The following is a 17797-nucleotide window of genomic DNA, read 5'->3' on the forward strand; positions in this document are numbered from 1 at the left end:
ACAATGAAATCAAAGGAGTGGAGTGCGGTATGAACGAGGAGCAGACGCGCCGAAACACGGTGATCGGCTATGAAATTTAACGGGATGACGGTCAGGGAGATGCTGAATCTCCCTATTTTAAAGGACGCCAGGCTGATCAGCGGCGCCGGGGGCTTGGACCGGATCGTACGCTATATCGATATTATGGAAATTCCCGATATCGAAGGCTGGCTGAGGGAAGGGGAATTGATTTTAACGACGGGGTACTCGATCCGGCACGATCCCGGCTTGCTGACGAAGCTGGTCGAGCACTTGGCCAAGGCCGGGGCGGCCGGCGTGGCGCTCAAACCGGAGCGGTTCATCCACTACATTCCGCAGGCGATGATCGATATGGGCAACCGCCATAATATTCCTATCATTCAGCTGCCCGACGGCATTCCTTATGTGGACATCACCTATCCCGTCATGGAGCTTATATTGGACAAGCAGGGCGCTCTGCTCCGAAGATCGGAGGAAATCTACAAGACGCTGACGAGTCTTGTACTCAATAATAGCGGGATTCAGGCGGTGGCGGACAATGTGGCCGAGCTCCTGAGATCGCCGATTCGGGTCGTGAACAGGGCCGGGGACGTTCTTGTCGCTTCCCCGCCCGGCAGTCAGGAGCAGGAGCAGCCGCCGGCTTCGGACGCGCGGCAGTGGGATATTACCGTCGACAAGCAGACGGCCGGGAAGCTGATCGTCGAGAAGCAGCAGCTGGACGCACTGGAGCTCGTCTGTATCGAGCAGGCGCGCCTGGTGTTCGCGCTGGAATTAATGCGCAGAAAAATCGCCGACGATACGGAGACTAGGTTGAGGGGCAATTTCTTTGAAGAACTGCTGATGGGCTTGCCGCTATCCATTCAGGATGTGGAGAATAAGGGCAGGCAGCTGGGGCTGGCGCCCGAATGGACCTGGGAAATCGCAATGATCGAAGGCGAACGGTCGTATTTCGAGGAGCATGCCGCTTTTATGGGCAAGATCAACGAGCTGATTTCGCGCGAATCGCGAAACCGGCAGGTCCGCTCCCACGTATTAAGACAAGGAGACCGCCTCCTGCTGCTGCTCTCGTCCCCTCGGACAGACGATCGGGAATGGTCGGAATCGATCAAACGGTTCGTCCGCTCCTGGAGCCATGTGCGCACCGGCTTCGGCACGAAATACCCGTTATGGGAAATTCAGCGCAGCTACGTGGAAGCGAAGAAAGCGGTCATGATAGGCTCGAGGCTCGATAAAATCCAGCGGTTTTTCCGTTATGACGAAGTGGAATTATTTAGCCTCTTGCTGGATTCGTCGGATTATGTTAACTTTGATTCTTTGGTTGAGAAGCATCTGGGCAAGCTCCTGGAGTACGACCAGGAGAACGGAACCGACTTGATGGTCACTCTGTATCATTATTTGGCCGAGGGCGGCAGCTTGATCGAGGCGGCCAACCGGCTGTACATTCACCGCAATTCCGTCAAATACCGTCTCGACCGGATTAAAGATATCGCGGATATCGATTTGGACGGCATGCAGAAGCGGCTGACGTATTATTTATGCACTGCATTCCATTTATTGAAGAATAAGGGTTAAAACCTAAGGCCTATTGTGCTCAGAGCACAATAGGCCTTTGTTACTTTTGGTAGACGCGTACATTGTTGAATCATATTGTAGCCCTTTACAATTTTAATATGGCAAAGGATTCAGATTATTCAGGGAAGGGATGAGCGATATGATAGGTTTAATCCGGGTATTTACTACGGAAAATCAGAGCATTATTGAAGAGCACGGCAATGTCATTTCCAGATTGTACGGTCTTCCGGTCATGAGCAAGTGCATTCCCGATCAACCGCTAGGCATTTTCAATGATGAGACGGAACAGATCGCGATTCCTAAGATCGTCGAACTGGGCAAGCAAATGGAGAAGGACGGCTGTAAGCTGCTTCTTATCAGCTGCGCCGCCGATCCTGCTATCGAACAGCTGCGCAAAAACGTGTCCATTCCGGTCGTCGGAGCGGGCAGCGCCGCCGCATTGACGGCCCTGGCTCTCGGAGAGCCTGTAGGCGTCATGGGGATTACCGAGTGCATTCCTGCAGTCATGGAAAACTTGCTTGGGGATTCGTTAGTTCAATACATCAGGCCCGAAGATGTGACGAATACCACCGATTTGCTCACTCAGGCAGGGCGGGATAAAGCGCTGGAAGCGGCCAGATCCTTGCTCTCCCAAGGAACCAAGGTGATCGTGTTCGCATGCACAGGCTTCTCCACCATCGGCTTCGCCGACGTGCTGCGCAAAGAACTGCGCGTGCCTGTGATCGACGCGGTGGAAGCGGAAGGCTTGTATGCTTCCAACTTCTATAAACAGCTAGAAGCCGAACCGGCATCGTTCTAAGCTGTCCGGACTTCTTGTGACCAGATCTTACGTACTTCTCGTTCTATGCGTGTTCATCTGGGCTTTGAACTACATTTCGAGACAGTACTTGCTGCGGGAATTTTCTCCGCTTCTGCTTTCGGCGCTGAGCTTGACGCTGGTATCCTGCGTTTTTCTGATCGGAGCGCTGTTTACCCGTTCGCTTGTGAAAGTAACCCGCAACGAAATTATGTTTCTGCTGCTGTCGGCCGTCATCGGGCTCATCGCGAACCAGATATTTTTGTTCCAGGGCTTGAAGTATACGACAGCGACCAACGCTTCTCTCATCTTTACCTTGTCTCCGTTAATAACGGCGGGACTGTCGGCCGCGTTCCTGAAGGAGAAGGTTACTTGGCGAATGATTGCCGGCTGCGTCACGGCGCTGGCGGGTCTGTGCCTCGCGCTCAATACGAACGGCTTGGTCTTCCATGCGGGGGACTTGCTGTTGTTCGGGGCCACGTTTACCTTCTCCTGCAACTTAATCTTCACCCGGTTTCTGTCAAGGCGTCTGTCGCCGTTCATTATTACGGTGTACAGCTTCGGCTTAAGCGCGCTGTTCTTCGACCCGTTCGTGCTCGCCTTCTCCGGCGCCGGCATCGAATGGAATCATTCCTGGAGCACATGGGGCTTGCTGCTTGTCTCCGTACTTGTGGCTCAAGGGCTGACGGGCGTCATGTGGAACAAGGGGATGCAGACGGTCGGCGCCGCCAAAGCTTCCATCGTGCTGAATTTGCAGCCGCTGATGACGATGATGCTGGAATTGTTGCTTTTCCGTCACTCCGTTTCTTTTCAGCAAGTATTCGGGATATCTCTGGTGTTCATAGGAGTTCTCTTCGCAACGCTTCAGCTCGGGTATGTCCAGACAAAGAAAAAGAGCAGGATGGACAAGAATAACAATAATTGTGAAATAAATTGTAAATAGTATGGAGAGAATCATCTGTATACGATCAAGGGGGATTATCCATGGACAATGAAAAGAAGCACCCTAGTATATTCGAACCGTTCGCGCTTATTCTAAACATCGTAACGGCTGTCATCGGGGCGATCATCGGGATGCAAATCGTTACGACGTTGGGCGTGACTCCGAACACCGCAATTATCGGCGCTCTCGTAGCGATGCTGATCGCCCGCATTCCGATCACAATATTCAATAAGTATAAATCCGTTCACCGGCAAAACCTGGTGCAGACGTCCATCTCCTCCGCTACGTTCGGGGCGGCGAACAGTCTGCTGATTCCGATCGGGATACCGTTCGCGATGGGAGTTACCGATCTGGTCGTCCCTATGCTGATCGGCGCGGCGCTCGCCATGTTCGTGGATGCGGCTATCCTGTACAAGCTGTTCGACTCCAAGCTGTTCCCGGCATCCGGGACATGGGCTCCGGGGGTGGCGACGGCCGAATCGATCAAGGCGGGCGATAAGGGCGGCAAACGCGCCGGTCTGCTGGGAATCGGGACGGCAATCGGTTTGATCGGTTCTTACTTTAATATTTCGATGTCCGCCTTCGGTGTAGCCTTCATCGGCAACATTTGGGCGCTGACGATGTTCGGGATCGGTCTTATGATCCGCCAGTATTCGGTTCCCTGGTTTCATGTTGACGTGAACCAGCTGTATATCGCCCACGGCGTCATGATCGGCGCAGGGATCGTCGCTTTGATTCAAGCGGGTATGCTGATTTTCAGCAGACAGAACAAATCGGTCAAGAAGGAGAAGGCGAGCGAAAGCGGCATTGTTGCCTCCTCCGAGATTGATGAAAGCAAATTGACTCGAACGGTAGGCGAAGCTAGACGTACGCTCAGTCTCGGATTTATAGCCTACCTGATCATCGCTCTGCTGATTGCCATAATCGGCGGCCTGATCACACACATGTCCGTCGGCATGCTGCTCGGCTTTATGGTTTTTGCCGCGTTCGCCGCGTTCGTCCACGAGCTGATCGTAGGGATCGCCGCGATGCACTCCGGCTGGTTCCCGGCGTTCGCCGTCGCGTTCATTACGCTGCTGTTCGGTATGATGATCGGTTTTCCTCCGGTCGCCCTCGCGCTGCTGGCGGGCTTCAGCGCCGCTACCGGTCCGGCGTTCGCCGACATGGGTTACGACCTTAAGACGGGCTATATTCTCCGCGGCAACGGCGAGAACAAAGAATATGAGCTCGAAGGAAGAAAGCATCAGTACATTACGGGGATGATCGCCTTCGGCGTCGCTCTGCTGACGGTGCTGGTCACTTACAAAGGCTATTTCGCGCAAAATCTTGTACCGCCGATCGATAAAGTATATGTGTCGACCATTAAGGCGGGAGCTTCTCCGGAAGTGGCCAAGCAGCTGTTGATCTGGGCTATTCCCGGCGCTATCGTGCAATTGATCGGCGGACCTAGCCGCCAGATCGGCGTCTTGTTCGCAACCGGCTTGCTTATCGCCACTCCGAACGCCTGCTGGGCCGTTCTCGTCGGTATCGCCATTCGTATTATCGTGTTGAAAGTGAAAGGCAAAGAAGCGGAAACTCCAATGAGCATCTTGGCTGCGGGCTTCATTGCCGGGGATGCGCTGTACAGCTTCTTTAACTCCGTGTTTAAAATGAAAAAGTGAGGCGAAGCTTGATGTCGATATTGAAATTGGATGAAAAAATGGTGGAATACGCGGTTTACGGCGGCGCCGTTCTCGGCGGAGGAGGAGGGGGCTGGATTGAAGACGGCCTCCAGATCGGCCGCCTGGCTCTCGAAATCGGACAGCCCAGCTTGTATTCCATCGATGAATTCGCAGACGAGGACTTATTCGTTACCGTGTCTATGGTAGGAGCTCCGGCCGCCAAGGATCAATTCGTCAAGCCGATTCATTACGGCAAAGCGTTGGACATCTTGACGCAGAAGATCGGCAAAACCGTCAATGCGCTCCATACGAACGAGAACGGAGCGGGGACGACCGTCAACGGCTGGTTTCAATCGGCTATCACGGGAATTCCGCTTGTGGACTTCGCTTGTAACGGACGGGCTCATCCGACGGGCGCGATGGGCTCGCTGAACCTCTCCGAGGTGGAAGGCTACATCTCCCATCAAGCCGGCGTCGGCGGCAAGGGAGACAACTACATCGAAATCAGCATCTCAGGCTCGCTTGAAAAAGCCGCTTCGATGATCCGCAAAGCTTCCGTTGAAGCCGGCGGTCTGGTTGCCGTCGCACGCAATCCGGTCACATGCGCTTATGCCAAAGCCAACGGCGCCGCCGGAGCGATCACTCAGGCGATCGAGGTCGGCGAGGCACTGCTTGCCCGCCAAGGCGAAGCGGCCATTGAATCCGTCGTCTCCAAGCTGGGCGGCCAAGTCGTTACGATGGGTACGGTTACCGATTTCACCCTGGAGACGACAGGCGGCTTCGACGTCGGCACGGTCCGGATCAATGACGAGCATGAGATGACGTTCTGGAACGAGTATATGACGATTGAAAAGGACGGAGAGCGGTTTGCTACCTTCCCGGACCTGATCATGACGCTGGATGCCAAAACGGCCAGACCGATCGTTACGGCAGCGATTCAAAAAGGCCAGCAGCTCGCCGTTATCGCGGTGCCGAAGGCAAAATTGCTGCTCAGCAGCACGATGAGCAACACCAAGCTGCTCAAGCCGATTGAGGACATTATTCATAAATCGATTATTTCTTATCTCGGATAAAGACAAACAGAATGAATTCGGATGGAGGAAAAGGACATGACATTAAAACAAACCTTACTCGCGCTTGACGTAATGGATAGCGGCTATGTAACCGGAGAGAAAGTCAAGGAATTATTCAATGAATATAAGGATGTATCGGTAACGGTAACCGTCGTAAAAGGGGATAAAGGCAGCACCGATTTCATTAAAATCGTCGTTCCCGGAACGAACGGCAAGAGCAAAGGCGGCGACGCGCCGACCTTCGGGATTATCGGACGTTTGGGCGGCATCGGAGCGCGTCCTACGCGGATCGGTCTCGTATCCGACGCCGACGGTGCGGTAGCCGCCGTCGCTTCGGCGCTGAAGCTGGCCGAAATGCAGACCAGAGGCGACTCTTTGAAAGGCGACGTTATCATCACGACGCATATTTGTCCGGATGCTCCGACGCGTCCGCACGAGCCTGTCGATTTCATGGATTCTCCGGTCGACATTTTGACGATGAACCAGCATGAAATCGTGCCGGAGATGGAAGCGATTCTGTCCATCGATACGACCAAAGGCAACCGCGTCATTAATCATAAAGGCATCGCCATCTCGCCTACGGTCAAAGAAGGCTATATTTTGCGCATGAGCGAAGACTTGCTGCGGATTATGGAAATGACGACAGGCCAACTGCCTGTGACGTTCCCGATAACGATGCAGGATATTACGCCTTACGGCAATGACCTGTATCATATCAATTCGATTCTTCAACCGGCGGTAGCCACCGATGCTCCGGTTGTCGGCGTAGCCGTTACGGCCCAATCGGCCGTGCCGGGCTGCGGCACCGGCGCAAGCCACGAGATCGACATCGCTTCGGCGGTACGCTTCTCGGTCGAAGTAGCCAAGGAAGTAACGAACGGCACGTGCGAGTTCTATAACAAAGCGGAATTCGATCGCATCTTGAGCTTGTACGGCTCGATGAAAGTGCTGCAAACATCGGGAAAACAGTAATTTCTTTTCATATACTTGCACATTAGGGGAACTCGGGTTCCCCCTTTATTTTCATTCAGGGAGGCGATTCGGATGGAGAAGCTGGGAATGATTACGATCGGCCAGGCGCCGAGAACCGACGTTGCGCCGATTATCGAGAAATATTTGGAAGGCCGCGCCGAGCTCGTTCAAGTCGGTGTGCTGGACGGGATGACCAAGGCATATATTGAAGAGAATCTGTTTCCCGAAGAGGGAGATTACGTACTGACCTCCCGTCTGACGACCGGGGATTCGGTGGTGATGTCGCGGAAAAAAATTCAGCCGATTTTGCAAAACAAAATCAATGAGCTGGAGCAAAGCGGCATTAGGCAAATACTGCTTCTTTGCACGGGGGTATTTCCGGGACTTACGACAGCGACTTCCTATTTGATCGAACCGGATCATATTATTCCGCCTACCGTCAAAGCGATGGTCGGCTCCCGCCGTCTGGGCGTGATCGTACCTTTAATCGAGCAGAAGGAAAATTTGAAACCGAAATATTCTCCGCTCGGACTCGATCCGCTGTTCTCCGTCGCTTCGCCGTATATTAATAATCTGGACAATTTCCGGCAAGCGGCGACCGAGCTGAAGGATACCGTCGATATTATCGTGCTGGACTGCATGGGATACACCGAGGAAGCGAGAGAGCTTGTCGCGAAGACTTCCGGACTGCCGGTTGTATTGTCCAATGCGATTATGGCAAAATTAGTATCGGAAATGATCTGAAATTGCGGAAATCACTCAATCACTGAAATCGCAAAGGGATGACAAACGATGAATGCGAAGTTAACGGAAATCAGTAAAAATGTGCTGCAAAACTGCCTCGGCCTGAAGGAAGGCGAGACGTTCCTGGTCGTTGCGGACGATGTGAAGAAGGAGCTGGCCGAGTCGCTGTATGAAGCGGGCAAGCAGCTTGGCGCCGAAGCGATGCTCGTCGTGATGAAGGAACGGGCCAAATCGGGCGAAGAGCCTCCGGCGCCCATAGCCAAGGCGATGGCGGAGTCGGATGTGGTCGTCTGCGTGACCAAGCATTCCTTGACGCATACGCAGGCGCGCAAGCAAGCGGCCGCCGCGGGAACCAGACTCGCTACAATGCCGGGCATCACCGAGGATATGTTCCTGGAGGGCGCTATCAGCGCCGACTATGTCCAGGTCAAAGCGCTGACGGAGAAAGTAACGGACATGCTGACGAAGGGCGAGAAGGTTAGAATCGAAAAGGACGGCCGCAGTCTGTCGTTCTCGATTGCCGGAAGAAACGGCGTTCCGAGCACGGGCATGTACCTGAACCCGGGCGAATCCGGCAACCTGCCGTCGGGCGAAGCCTATATTGCGCCGGTGGAAGGGCTCGCTGAAGGCCAGATCGTCATCGACGGGTCGGTAGCCGGAATCGGCAAGCTGCAGACGCCTCTCTTGGTCACTGTAGCCGGAGGACGGATTACGCAGGCCGAAGGAGCGGACGCGGAGCGGCTGCTGCAAATTCTCGGCGACGGCGACGGCAGACAGCTCGGCGAATTCGGCATCGGCACCAATGATAAAGCCCGCATCACGGGCGTCGTGCTGGAGGATGAGAAAGTATACGGCACGATCCATGTCGCGTTCGGCAGCAACAATACGTTCGGCGGAACGATCGCCGCAGGCGTCCATATTGACGGAGTCGTTACCAAACCGAATGTATATATCGATGACCGGCTCATTATGGAGAACGGGCGGTTTGTTGAATAAAAGTATCAGGGATTGAAGACAAGACAAGGCTGATGGCTGCCCGCGTGCGGTCGTCAGCCTTTTTTCGTTGTGTACATGCGGAAGGAGAAGCTTCATAATAATGACGCGGCGTTTAGAGGAGATGTGAAGGGGAAGGCAAAGCGGTAGGGCTACAGCGTACTCAGGTCCAAGCTCAGCCATTCGTTGTTGCCGTCCCGCGAAAGAAACCAGACTTGGACGAATTTGCCCCGCGGTTTGTAGATGAGATGCTTGACGGCCAAAATATCCGACATGCCAAATGCCGGCGAAGCGTTGCGGATAAGGAGGGATATCGGATAGTCGGAGGCATACGTATCGATCTTGCTCTCTTTAATTCGAATCCGGTTATTCAATTCCTTTACGAGCATCTCGACGACTTCGTTGCTGTGCGTATTCGTCTGGGAGCGGCCCAGCAGCATTTTCGCTTCTTCCGAATCATAAAATAAATGGGTAATCTCTACGCCCATCAGCCGCTGACGGGAATCTTGAATGACGGCGTCGGGACGCTCCCGCTGGTACAGGAGGCGAAGCTTGTTATCGTGATTCCGGTTGTAAATATCGATCCAGATTTTGACGGCGGCGCGTTCCAAGTCCCGTTTTTCCTGATTGTTGGTTGTCATAAGCTCCTCCGAAAAATACAGCGTCGTAGATTCGCCTGAAGAGGAGGAGCGAGGCCCCCTCTTATGCGAATTATTACTATATTATGCGATGACTACATGATTCAATTCTAATTTGAGTGTAGTCAAATATGCAAGCTCCGGAAGCTCTAATTTTTCGGATAATTCGCGAAATCTTCTGTATATCGTGCGCAGGATCACCGAATCCATCTCCTGAATCATGCTCTCATGCGCAATATAATCGTTTAACGTTGCTTTAATCAAATAGCCGTTATCCTTCAGATTGGACCTTCGCTGATCGGCGATGTACTGATTTTGCAGGAGCGCCCTCTTATACATTTGAACGGTGCGGGGGCTGACGCCCTGTCTTCTTTTTATTCCATACGAATCCGTGATGGTCAAAGTGCGGCTCTCCAGGTCGAGCGAGTCGGCTTTCAAATAGACAATTTCGTGCACCTCGATTCCTTCAAGCAGCAAGCGGACAACGATGGCATCTTGAGCATTGATGCACTGACTTTCAGCAAGCAACAGTGTCTCGTAAGTCAAAACATTCACCAGTTCCAAACAACCCTTTCGTTATGAAAATAGTTTGTCGTGTATCTAGGACAGCAATAAAAATTGTATATGATTATGCAAATTTATGAAAGAATGTAAAATAAGAGGTTTTATCGTTCGGTGTCGAATGGCAAAAGTTTTTTCAGACATAAACTTTCAGCAACCGATAAAAGCGAAAAAGGGCTGGGAAAATGCTCGTCCATAGCGAATAAAGCGCTGACAAACTACAGCAGGGGGAGAAGTAAGCGTTTCGATACCGGTGCAGTGGGAGAAGGGGATGTCCGAACGGCTCCGGTAAAGAGCGGCAAGCTTGCCGCAGCGGTCATCTACGGCTCCAAATGCCCGTAAAGGGCTGTCGAAGAAGGGCAAAAGGCTGCGATAGAGCTCATAGAATTTAAAAAATGTCGAGGGATGAAATCACCTTCGTCCGCCCTGATTCGCGGCCGACAGCCTGTTTTTTTTTCAAGAATCAGTGTCAAAATGAAGGTCAGCTACTTATAATGTACTATTCCATAGGCATTCGTCTAGGAAAGCTGCCGCTTGGAAGGAGGTGTCGGAGCGTGATGTGGCAAATCAGCATTAGCTTGGCTTCCTTGGCTTTTGTCGTGCTGGCCGGCTATTTGATCTTCCTGCTGAAGGAATCCCGCCAGGCGATGCGGCAGGCGCAAGATACGCTAAACCGCATGCAGGAGAAGCTGGAACTGACGGCGGAGGAATCCGTCCGTACGATACGCCTTTCCAGGGAAGTGCTGGAGGATGTACAGAGGAGGATGAAGGCGACCGACGGGTTTGTGGATGCGATGGAGCGAACAGGGGAAGCGGCCAGCAGTCTCTCCCGTTCGGTGCAGCTGGTGTCCCGCACGTTGTCGGATACAGTTCTGGAGGCCAGGGAAACGCTACATACCCGGCAGGATACGGTGAAGGACCTTATAGAGCTGACGACGACCGGAATCCAGCTGTGGCAAAGGTGGCAAGCGCAGAAACCCTCCAAGACGGGCACGCCTGACGAATGATCAAGATTGAAGGAGATGAACAGGATGGCAGCTGATAAAAAAGGAAAAGACTTGCTGGTCGGAGCTGTAGTAGGTACGGTGCTGGGAGCGGTGACCGCCCTATTGCTGGCTCCCAAATCGGGGCGCGAGCTGAGAGCGGATTTGGCGGAAGGCGTTCATACCGTCACGGAAAAAACGCAGCAAGTGGCAGGGACGGTAGCGGATAAATCCAAGCAGCTGGCAGGCACCTTGTCCGAAAAGACGCAGCTGATCGGCAACCAAACTTCCGAATGGGCAGGCAAAGTGAAGGAAAAGGCGCTTTCCTGGAAAAACGGCAAGGCCGACGAAGCGGCCGAAGTGCCTGTGGCGGCAACGGTGATCGAGGGCGAAGAGCAGCAGCAATAAGCCGCTGACCGATCCAAGCGTACCAGCATCCGGTTTAAGCCGCGAGACGTTCCCGAGGATAGAGGGGGGAACACCCATAAGCTGGGGCGCATTGCAGCAGTCATATAAGCGTTCTACGGGCGCACGGTTCCGGGCATCCGCTTTGCAGCCTATAAAGGCCCCTTCTATGCGAAGGGGCCTGTTAGGATTATATGCGTCACCACTTGGACGGGTCGATCTTGCTCGGGTCGAGCCCTTCCCAAATGTTCTTGATCGTCACCGCTTGCGGATTGTCGAAGACGAGCCAAGCCGTAGGCAAATAGCGTTCGCCGTATTCGCTGGCCGGCTTGTTAATGATCTCGTTGTTATGCACCAGTACCGTAGACGACCCTCCGTCCAAGTTGGCGGCAGTAATCGCGCCGTGCTCTAGGAAAATGTTTTGAATATCGTACAAGGTCGCCCCGATGCTGTGTCCGGGCTGTCTGCCGTCGATAATGGCGAACATGATCGTGCCGTCTTCCTTCTGGGCCATGCAGGTGCGGGGAGCGATTCCCCAACCGTCCGCCTGGTTCTTGATTTGTCCGACGCCGTTGACGATGAAGCGCGGGGCGAAGGTGACCGCTTCCTGCACGCCCATCTGCAGCAGCTCCGTTGGCTTGTACTTGCCGGCGATCATCCGGCCGTCCTTATCGATGCCGACGATATGGTTCGGCGTGTTCATGCCGCCGTCGTTATAATAGATCTTGCCTCCGGAGATGACCAGCCCCGTAGGCTGGAAGCCGTTCCCCATCCATTCGGGATCGACGAAGCCTCCGGCATTGACTCCGGCTACCGCCCCAAGCCGTTTGACCATCGAAGAAACTTTCTCGCCTTTGCCGACTTTTCCGGGGACTGCAATTCGCAAGCTTTTGGGATCGTTGACGATCAGCAGCTTGCCCTTGAAGTTTTTGCCCTCGATAGGTTCGATCTCCACGAGCGGTTTTTTCTCTGCGGCTTTGACCGGGGTCGTCTCCGGCGTATTCAGATGAACCAGACGCTCATCCTTTACTTCCGTATAAGTATCGAACTGCTTCCAATAGCGGTCGACGCGTTTCGTCAGCTCCGTCTCGCCGATCAGATAGGCGGCCCAATGGCGATGCTGTGTCGAAATCAACGTATCCGCCATCAAATAGCGGAGGTTGGTTCCCGATTCGGTAAGGAAGAACCATAAACTGAATGCCGTTCCGAACATCATGAGAATGGAGAGCGTATAGAAGAATAGAGTCACTAGAGCGGAAGTTCGTTTTTTCTTTTTTTTCGAGGCGCGGGGAAGCGGCTTTTTGACCGTCACTTTGGTCTGGGCCGTCTTCGTGCTGCTCGATAGATTAGCTGGCATGGTTTCGTTCCCTTCAAAAATTTGGATTGCTATACTTATAAACGTAAAAAAGAGGAAAAAGTTTCAGTTATCCACTGTACTTTTTCCTCTATTTGGTTAAAAATAACTGTTTATTCTGCCGGATCATCTCTTCAAATTCTTGAGCCGATACCGGCTTTCTGAACACATAGCCTTGAATTTCATCGCAGCCCTGGGCTAGCAGAAATTCCAATTGCTCCCTCGTCTCGACGCCTTCGGCGAGCGACGTAATCTTCAACTGGCGGGACATGGCGATCAGAGCCGTCACAATAGCCGCGTTATCCTCGTCGGACGTGACGTCGCGGATGAACGATTGGTCGATCTTAAGCGTATGCACACGGAATCTTTTTAAATAGCTGAGCGATGAGTAACCGGTACCGAAATCGTCGATAGAGATGCGAACGCCGAGACTCTTCAGCTTATCCATCGTTTCCATCACATGCGGGCCGCTGTTCATCGCGACTCCCTCGGTAATTTCCAGACAAAGCAACCCGGGGTCCAGCCCGCTCTCCTGCAGCGTTTCTTCAATGACGGATACGAACTGCGGCTGATGGAATTGAATGGCCGATATATTCACGGACACACAGAGCGGATCGTAGCCTTGCTCCAACCATGCTTTATTCTGAAGACAAGCCTGCTTCAAGATCCAGTTTCCCATCGGAACGATGAGGCCGGTCTCTTCGGCAAGCGGAATGAATTCAGCCGGCGATATCATGCCCCATTCGGGATGCTGCCATCGAACCAGGGACTCCATGCCGCGTATCGTACCGGTTTTCAAATCGACTAACGGCTGATAGAGCAGCCGGAATTCGCCGCGCTCCAGCGCCTTGCGGAGATGGATTTCCAGATTGAGCTTGTGCAAGGACCGTTTGTTCATATCCGGGTGATAATAGTGATATGAATTCCCACCTTTCTCTTTGGAGCGGTACATGGCATTATCGGCATTCTTCAGCAAAGTTTCGGCATCGGTGCCGTCATCGGGATATAGACTGATTCCAATGCTGGCCGTGACGAACAATTCGTGGTCTTCTATCAGGAAAGGCTCTTTCAGCAGCAGCTTGATTGTTTCGGCAAATTGGGCCGCCTCTCGCATATGCGCATTCCCGGACAGCAGGACCATAAACTCATCCCCGCCGAAGCGGGCGGCTACATCATGATTGTTAACGTAGCTTTGCAGCCTGTGAGCCAAGCCTACCAGCAGTTGATCCCCGATGTGATGGCCGAGCGTATCGTTAATTACCTTAAACCGATCCAGATCAAAAAACAGAATAGCCAACCTTCCTCCGTGACGGCTGGCTTCATCCAGACAAGCCTTGAGACGATCGTCAAAATATAAACGGTTCGGCAAATGAGTTAACGAATCGTGATAAGCCATATGCGCGATCTTCTCCTCGGCGCGCTTCCGTTCATTCATGGCACGAATCGTCGCGTACGAGCGCAGAAACTGATCGTTTCGGGTTTCGCTAATAATACGTGCAAACAATTCATCATGATGTAAGGGATTATGGTCGGCGTAGGAGGGGTCTGCAGTCCTAAGCAACTGCGTTACGTTCTCGATGTGTTCTTTGTGGATGCGCGCGGCTGAAGCGGTTTTGGGATGCTTGCTGTCGGAGGCTCCTAGATATACGATCCCTTTCTTGGGATCATAGTCTGCGACATGGTTCATATTGACTATATTTGCGCTATCCAGAAGCCGAAAACCATCCTCGAACAGCCATTCTTCCAAATTATCGAAGGAAAAATCAAGATAATAGTGTTGATCCTTGGTGTGTATGATAATTTCCCGATCGCGAATCTTGTCGATTTTGACTACACTGCTCGAATCTATAATGATGACTTCCGACCCTCTCTTCCCGTCACGAGTCACGGGGATTTTTTGCATAGGTCTCAGCTCCATAAGAGAAGGATAGATAATAGGCTGCCAAACTCTCGTTTGACAGCCGACAGAATCAGCTTATTTATTTTTCTTGAGAAGCTCCATTGGCGTTTCTGGGCGGTGGCCAATATACGAGTTTGTAGTTACAAAAACTGAAGCAAGAATCATTAAAACAGTGTTGGCAATGATTGCAATTTTAGTTTTCATTTTGAAATTCTCCCTTCAAAGTGATCTCTCGTTCTATAAGAAAATTCAGTGGTCAACAAAGCTTGACAAAAAAAAGCTGCTGTCATAACTGTAGATTGAAAAAAAAGATTAGCTAAAACTATTAAAACAGCTATTAATTTAAGGAGAGGATAGTATTTAGGATTTATTTTACTAATATGCTCAATACCGTTTGGTGCTGTTTTTAATAAGATAAGAGCCGAGAAAATATCAATAATACTACAATAAAATGAGTAATTAAAAGAAATATGAGCTGCTGATATTATAATAAAAATAGTAAGCAAACAACATGATAAGGAAGACGACATGTGTAGACCGCCCGAAAAATATCTTAAGGCAATAAACGAAACTATAGCCATCAAAGCTTCGATAAAGTGGTCTGTCAATACGCAGAAAACAATTGCAGTTGTAAATGCAATGAATGAATTTATAAGTAGGGACAATGCATATTTTAAAGCTATTTCAGAACCAGCTTGCGAGTAATTATTTCTTATTGACCTAGCAATGTTTTCAGCTGAGCGATCAATAAAATTCATTTTTTTGACAACCTTTCACGTCTTTTAGCCCATAGTCTTTTATTATGCTGATAGGCAAGGTAAACCCCTATTAGAAAAATAAATCCAATTATTATAGGTAAAATGATATGGACTGCAGATTTCTTAAAAGCTATCTGTTCAATTTCAATGGCCACTATTCCAATTATTAGTAATCCAGATAAATAAAAATTATATCCTTTTAAAGCATCATTCGAAGTTGTGTGAAAACCTAATTTGTATTTTTGTAAAGGGAAAATCAAAAGGAGCAGTATCAGGGTTACAGTTGATTCGAAGCAAATAAATTGTACCGTTGAATTTATTAAACCTTGTTCATTAAACACTGAAAAATTAGAACCGATTGCAATGACTAAACCTTCAATAGTTACTACTGCTAGTGTGCCTATAATACATACTAAAAATGAGAATATTAATGGAAGGTTGAAAAAAAGTGTTATGAGTACTATTTGAATGACTATTACTGGAAGAACACCAAATTGTACCTGCTCCAAAAATTCCCTAATATAAATCGATATTACTGACATTATTACTGCAATAATAAATACTTTATGTAGTGAATAACGAAAGTAAATGCGAAATAATGAGAGACAAAATAACATAGCCGCTGAAAATTCTATTGAAGAAAATAAGATTTTAATTAATGACTGCATTTAAAATACCTCATTATGCAAAGTATTTGGATTTCTTTGCTCCAAGAAATATAAGTCCAATGTAGTTAGTTTAATACACTATTCTTAACTTAACAAGTAGAAAAATGTCGAATTTAAAGCGCTTTCTAGTGTATTATTCCTACCTTAACCCTTTATTGTCCTGACCAGTAAAGAAATGTAATTCAAACTTCCATGAACTAGGATAGATGAGGCTAAAGTCCCGCTTTGTTTATAAATGAAACAAAGCGATATTCCGGATAAGAAGTAAGCCAACCCTCTTTCTGGACTTAAATGTCCTACCGCAAAAATTAGCGATGAGACGATTGCGCCAATCCAAAAGCCGAATTTTTTCTCAAGAAGCCCGAAAATAATTTTTCTATAAACTATTTCTTCAATTATAGGGGCTATGACAATCGCGTAGAACGGCATAATTAAGTAACCGCTTATTAAGTCATCCGTCAAAATATTCGGGGTTTCAAATAAGAACGATGTTACGGCATGGGCAAAAATGCAATACTTCAAACCATGAAACGATATTGTATAGAGTTTTGGATTTTTTAATATACCATTAAAATCCACGGCCAGGAGTTCTTTTCGAAACAACCATAAAATAGCTATACAGCTTAAAATGGAGGCAAAGGATACGGTATATTTATTCAGAAAAAATAAGATCGGCCCAGGACCTACAAAAAGATAAAAAATCAGTAGAGTGAAGATGTGTTTTCTTTCCAATTATGACTTCCCCTTCGGTGTATTATATCACTCGGCCATTTCTTTTTCGTATGCAAAGTTCACGATCGTTATTAAGATAAATAAAGATACGGTAAGCAGTAACAAATATGCTTTGTCGAAGTACATGACGATAGCACTTACTGAACACATGGCTATATACCCGAGAAGAAGGGCTAATCTCATGTTTTTAGGAATAACTGTCCTTTGCTTTCGCGCTTTAAAAGGATCAATGAATGAAAAACCGATTCTTGTTTGAATTAGGATACAAGAGAGGATGACATTGATTATGCAAAGCATCAAGCCTTGAAGTATGTAGTCATTTTTCGTTAGCTCTATGAATTGGATGAAATCAAATTTAGTGATAAATAGATTGAAGATATTTTCGATCATCATATTAGTTCCGAAAGCTATAAATACAATTAGGACGGAATATAACGGTCTGAATTTATACAAAAGATATAGGCAAATAAAGAAGCAGCATGGCTGAACTGTCGAAATAAGGAATACGACTTTGTACGATTGAAGCAAGTGTGAGACTTGAGAAAGTAAGAATGAACTAATGACTATAGACCTGATATGCTGCCTCGGCTTAATACGAAATATGCTGAGGCCTAATATCTGTACCGAGGTCCAATAACATAAGTGTAATAATATAAGAGTAGTCTGTTCCATTTAATTTACCTTATATGGGGATTTGTGAGAAGGTTGCCATGTCAATCCTACTTTCGAGTTCTGCAAAATTCCTGCCGTATTAATAATATAATTTATTTTATCAAAAAGTAAATGTGTTCCTGTGTGACAAATATCACTTAAGCTATTCACTAAAGAATTAGTTTATATTTAGTCTGTCAACTCTTTTTCGTATAAGAAGTTCATTACTCCAATTAATATAAAAAAAGTAAGAGTAACACATACTATAACGAATTTTTCGAAAAAATATATAGAAAGACTAGTGAAAGCTAGTAAAACACAGCCGGTTAAAACCATAATAATTATTTTTTTGGGATATAAACTACTCTTAGAGTT

Annotated in this window: 18 protein-coding genes; 10 read left to right on the forward strand and 8 right to left on the reverse strand. The window is 49.3% G+C overall.

All coding sequences use genetic code 11. The annotated features are described in order from the left end of the window. Positions 1–69: 69 nt before the first annotated feature. The 8 genes from N0M98_RS18845 (at position 70) to N0M98_RS18880 (ending at position 8775) form a co-directional block, all read left to right on the forward strand. Positions 70–1590: a PucR family transcriptional regulator gene (locus N0M98_RS18845; RefSeq protein ID WP_259618825.1), complete on the forward strand. Its 1521-nt coding sequence runs from the start codon at positions 70–72 to the stop codon at positions 1588–1590. A gap of 139 nt (positions 1591–1729) precedes the next feature. Continuing rightward, positions 1730–2389 (forward strand): aspartate/glutamate racemase family protein, encoded by a 660-nt coding sequence (locus N0M98_RS18850; protein ID WP_259618826.1) that lies wholly within the window; start codon positions 1730–1732, stop codon positions 2387–2389. Positions 2390–2405: 16 nt separating this feature from the next. After that, complete coding sequence (locus tag N0M98_RS18855) at positions 2406–3329, forward strand: DMT family transporter (RefSeq protein WP_259618827.1); 924 nt, start codon at positions 2406–2408, stop codon at positions 3327–3329. 41 nt (positions 3330–3370) lie between these two features. Then, a complete protein-coding gene (locus N0M98_RS18860) occupies positions 3371–4990 on the forward strand; it encodes an OPT/YSL family transporter (protein ID WP_259618828.1) in 1620 nt (539 codons plus the stop codon). Positions 4991–5001: 11 nt separating this feature from the next. Continuing rightward, the gene (locus N0M98_RS18865; RefSeq protein ID WP_259618829.1) at positions 5002–6063 is read left to right on the forward strand and encodes an S-methyl thiohydantoin desulfurase family protein; all 1062 of its coding nucleotides are present in this window, start codon (positions 5002–5004) and stop codon (positions 6061–6063) included. 36 nt (positions 6064–6099) lie between these two features. Beyond that, positions 6100–7035 carry a DUF1177 domain-containing protein gene (locus tag N0M98_RS18870; RefSeq protein WP_249864990.1) on the forward strand — a complete coding sequence of 312 codons (936 nt, stop codon included), beginning with the start codon at positions 6100–6102 and terminating at the stop codon, positions 7033–7035. Positions 7036–7107: 72 nt separating this feature from the next. Then, entirely contained in the window at positions 7108–7779 is a 672-nt protein-coding gene (locus N0M98_RS18875; RefSeq protein ID WP_259618830.1) for an AroM family protein, read from the forward strand. A gap of 48 nt (positions 7780–7827) precedes the next feature. Continuing rightward, complete coding sequence (locus N0M98_RS18880) at positions 7828–8775, forward strand: aminopeptidase (RefSeq protein WP_259618831.1); 948 nt, start codon at positions 7828–7830, stop codon at positions 8773–8775. Positions 8776–8924: 149 nt separating this feature from the next. Here the strand turns inward: N0M98_RS18880 and N0M98_RS18885 are convergent, their stop codons facing one another. Beyond that, a complete protein-coding gene (locus N0M98_RS18885; protein WP_249864987.1) occupies positions 8925–9413 on the reverse strand; it encodes a hypothetical protein in 489 nt (162 codons plus the stop codon). An 81-nt stretch (positions 9414–9494) separates the two neighbouring features. Further along, positions 9495–9965 (reverse strand): phage lytic cycle repressor MrpR family protein, encoded by a 471-nt coding sequence (locus tag N0M98_RS18890; protein WP_510823380.1) that lies wholly within the window; start codon positions 9963–9965, stop codon positions 9495–9497. Between the two features lie 563 nt (positions 9966–10528). Between N0M98_RS18890 and N0M98_RS18895 the strand changes: the two genes are divergently transcribed. Further along, positions 10529–10978: a DUF948 domain-containing protein gene (locus N0M98_RS18895; protein WP_249866256.1), complete on the forward strand. Its 450-nt coding sequence runs from the start codon at positions 10529–10531 to the stop codon at positions 10976–10978. 24 nt (positions 10979–11002) lie between these two features. Continuing rightward, positions 11003–11362, forward strand: coding sequence for a YtxH domain-containing protein (locus tag N0M98_RS18900; RefSeq protein ID WP_259618833.1), 360 nt, complete (start codon positions 11003–11005; stop codon positions 11360–11362). A gap of 196 nt (positions 11363–11558) precedes the next feature. Here N0M98_RS18900 and N0M98_RS18905 read toward each other — a convergent pair whose 3' ends face one another. From N0M98_RS18905 to N0M98_RS18930, 6 genes are all read right to left on the reverse strand, one after another. Further along, a complete protein-coding gene (locus N0M98_RS18905) occupies positions 11559–12716 on the reverse strand; it encodes a phosphodiester glycosidase family protein (RefSeq protein WP_375295502.1) in 1158 nt (385 codons plus the stop codon). 88 nt (positions 12717–12804) lie between these two features. Then, positions 12805–14616, reverse strand: coding sequence for an EAL domain-containing protein (locus N0M98_RS18910; RefSeq protein ID WP_259618834.1), 1812 nt, complete (start codon positions 14614–14616; stop codon positions 12805–12807). 72 nt (positions 14617–14688) lie between these two features. Then, on the reverse strand, positions 14689–14817 hold the full coding sequence (locus N0M98_RS18915; RefSeq protein WP_249864983.1) for an AgrD family cyclic lactone autoinducer peptide: 129 nt from the start codon (positions 14815–14817) through the stop codon (positions 14689–14691). Continuing rightward, positions 14814–15371: an accessory gene regulator B family protein gene (locus N0M98_RS18920; protein WP_249864982.1), complete on the reverse strand. Its 558-nt coding sequence runs from the start codon at positions 15369–15371 to the stop codon at positions 14814–14816. The genes N0M98_RS18915 and N0M98_RS18920 overlap by 4 nt, the downstream gene beginning before the upstream one ends. Further along, positions 15368–16039, reverse strand: a complete 672-nt coding sequence (locus tag N0M98_RS18925; RefSeq protein WP_249864981.1) for a hypothetical protein — start codon at positions 16037–16039, stop codon at positions 15368–15370. Before N0M98_RS18925 ends, N0M98_RS18920 begins: the two co-directional genes overlap by 4 nt. Before the next feature lie 144 nt (positions 16040–16183). Continuing rightward, a complete protein-coding gene (locus tag N0M98_RS18930; RefSeq protein ID WP_259618835.1) occupies positions 16184–16771 on the reverse strand; it encodes a CPBP family intramembrane glutamic endopeptidase in 588 nt (195 codons plus the stop codon). Positions 16772–17797: the final 1026 nt, after the last annotated feature.

Origin of the sequence: Paenibacillus doosanensis (assembly GCF_025060755.1) — a bacterium.
Taxonomy (GTDB): domain Bacteria; phylum Bacillota; class Bacilli; order Paenibacillales; family NBRC-103111; genus Paenibacillus_S; species Paenibacillus_S doosanensis.

Excerpts from the sequence above, each read along its gene's own strand:
- N0M98_RS18865 (WP_259618829.1), top strand. The coding sequence starts at position 5,002 with ATGTCGATATTGAAATTGGATGAAAAAATGGTGGAATACGCGGTTTAC.
- N0M98_RS18910 (WP_259618834.1), bottom strand. The coding sequence starts at position 14,616 with ATGCAAAAAATCCCCGTGACTCGTGACGGGAAGAGAGGGTCGGAAGTC.
- N0M98_RS18915 (WP_249864983.1), bottom strand. The coding sequence starts at position 14,817 with ATGAAAACTAAAATTGCAATCATTGCCAACACTGTTTTAATGATTCTT.
- N0M98_RS18920 (WP_249864982.1), bottom strand. The coding sequence starts at position 15,371 with ATGAATTTTATTGATCGCTCAGCTGAAAACATTGCTAGGTCAATAAGA.
- N0M98_RS18895 (WP_249866256.1), top strand. The coding sequence starts at position 10,529 with ATGTGGCAAATCAGCATTAGCTTGGCTTCCTTGGCTTTTGTCGTGCTG.
- N0M98_RS18870 (WP_249864990.1), top strand. The coding sequence starts at position 6,100 with ATGACATTAAAACAAACCTTACTCGCGCTTGACGTAATGGATAGCGGC.
- N0M98_RS18845 (WP_259618825.1), top strand. The coding sequence starts at position 70 with ATGAAATTTAACGGGATGACGGTCAGGGAGATGCTGAATCTCCCTATT.
- N0M98_RS18885 (WP_249864987.1), bottom strand. The coding sequence starts at position 9,413 with ATGACAACCAACAATCAGGAAAAACGGGACTTGGAACGCGCCGCCGTC.
- N0M98_RS18925 (WP_249864981.1), bottom strand. The coding sequence starts at position 16,039 with ATGCAGTCATTAATTAAAATCTTATTTTCTTCAATAGAATTTTCAGCG.
- N0M98_RS18850 (WP_259618826.1), top strand. The coding sequence starts at position 1,730 with ATGATAGGTTTAATCCGGGTATTTACTACGGAAAATCAGAGCATTATT.
- N0M98_RS18860 (WP_259618828.1), top strand. The coding sequence starts at position 3,371 with ATGGACAATGAAAAGAAGCACCCTAGTATATTCGAACCGTTCGCGCTT.
- N0M98_RS18900 (WP_259618833.1), top strand. The coding sequence starts at position 11,003 with ATGGCAGCTGATAAAAAAGGAAAAGACTTGCTGGTCGGAGCTGTAGTA.
- N0M98_RS18875 (WP_259618830.1), top strand. The coding sequence starts at position 7,108 with ATGGAGAAGCTGGGAATGATTACGATCGGCCAGGCGCCGAGAACCGAC.
- N0M98_RS18905 (WP_375295502.1), bottom strand. The coding sequence starts at position 12,716 with ATGCCAGCTAATCTATCGAGCAGCACGAAGACGGCCCAGACCAAAGTG.
- N0M98_RS18880 (WP_259618831.1), top strand. The coding sequence starts at position 7,828 with ATGAATGCGAAGTTAACGGAAATCAGTAAAAATGTGCTGCAAAACTGC.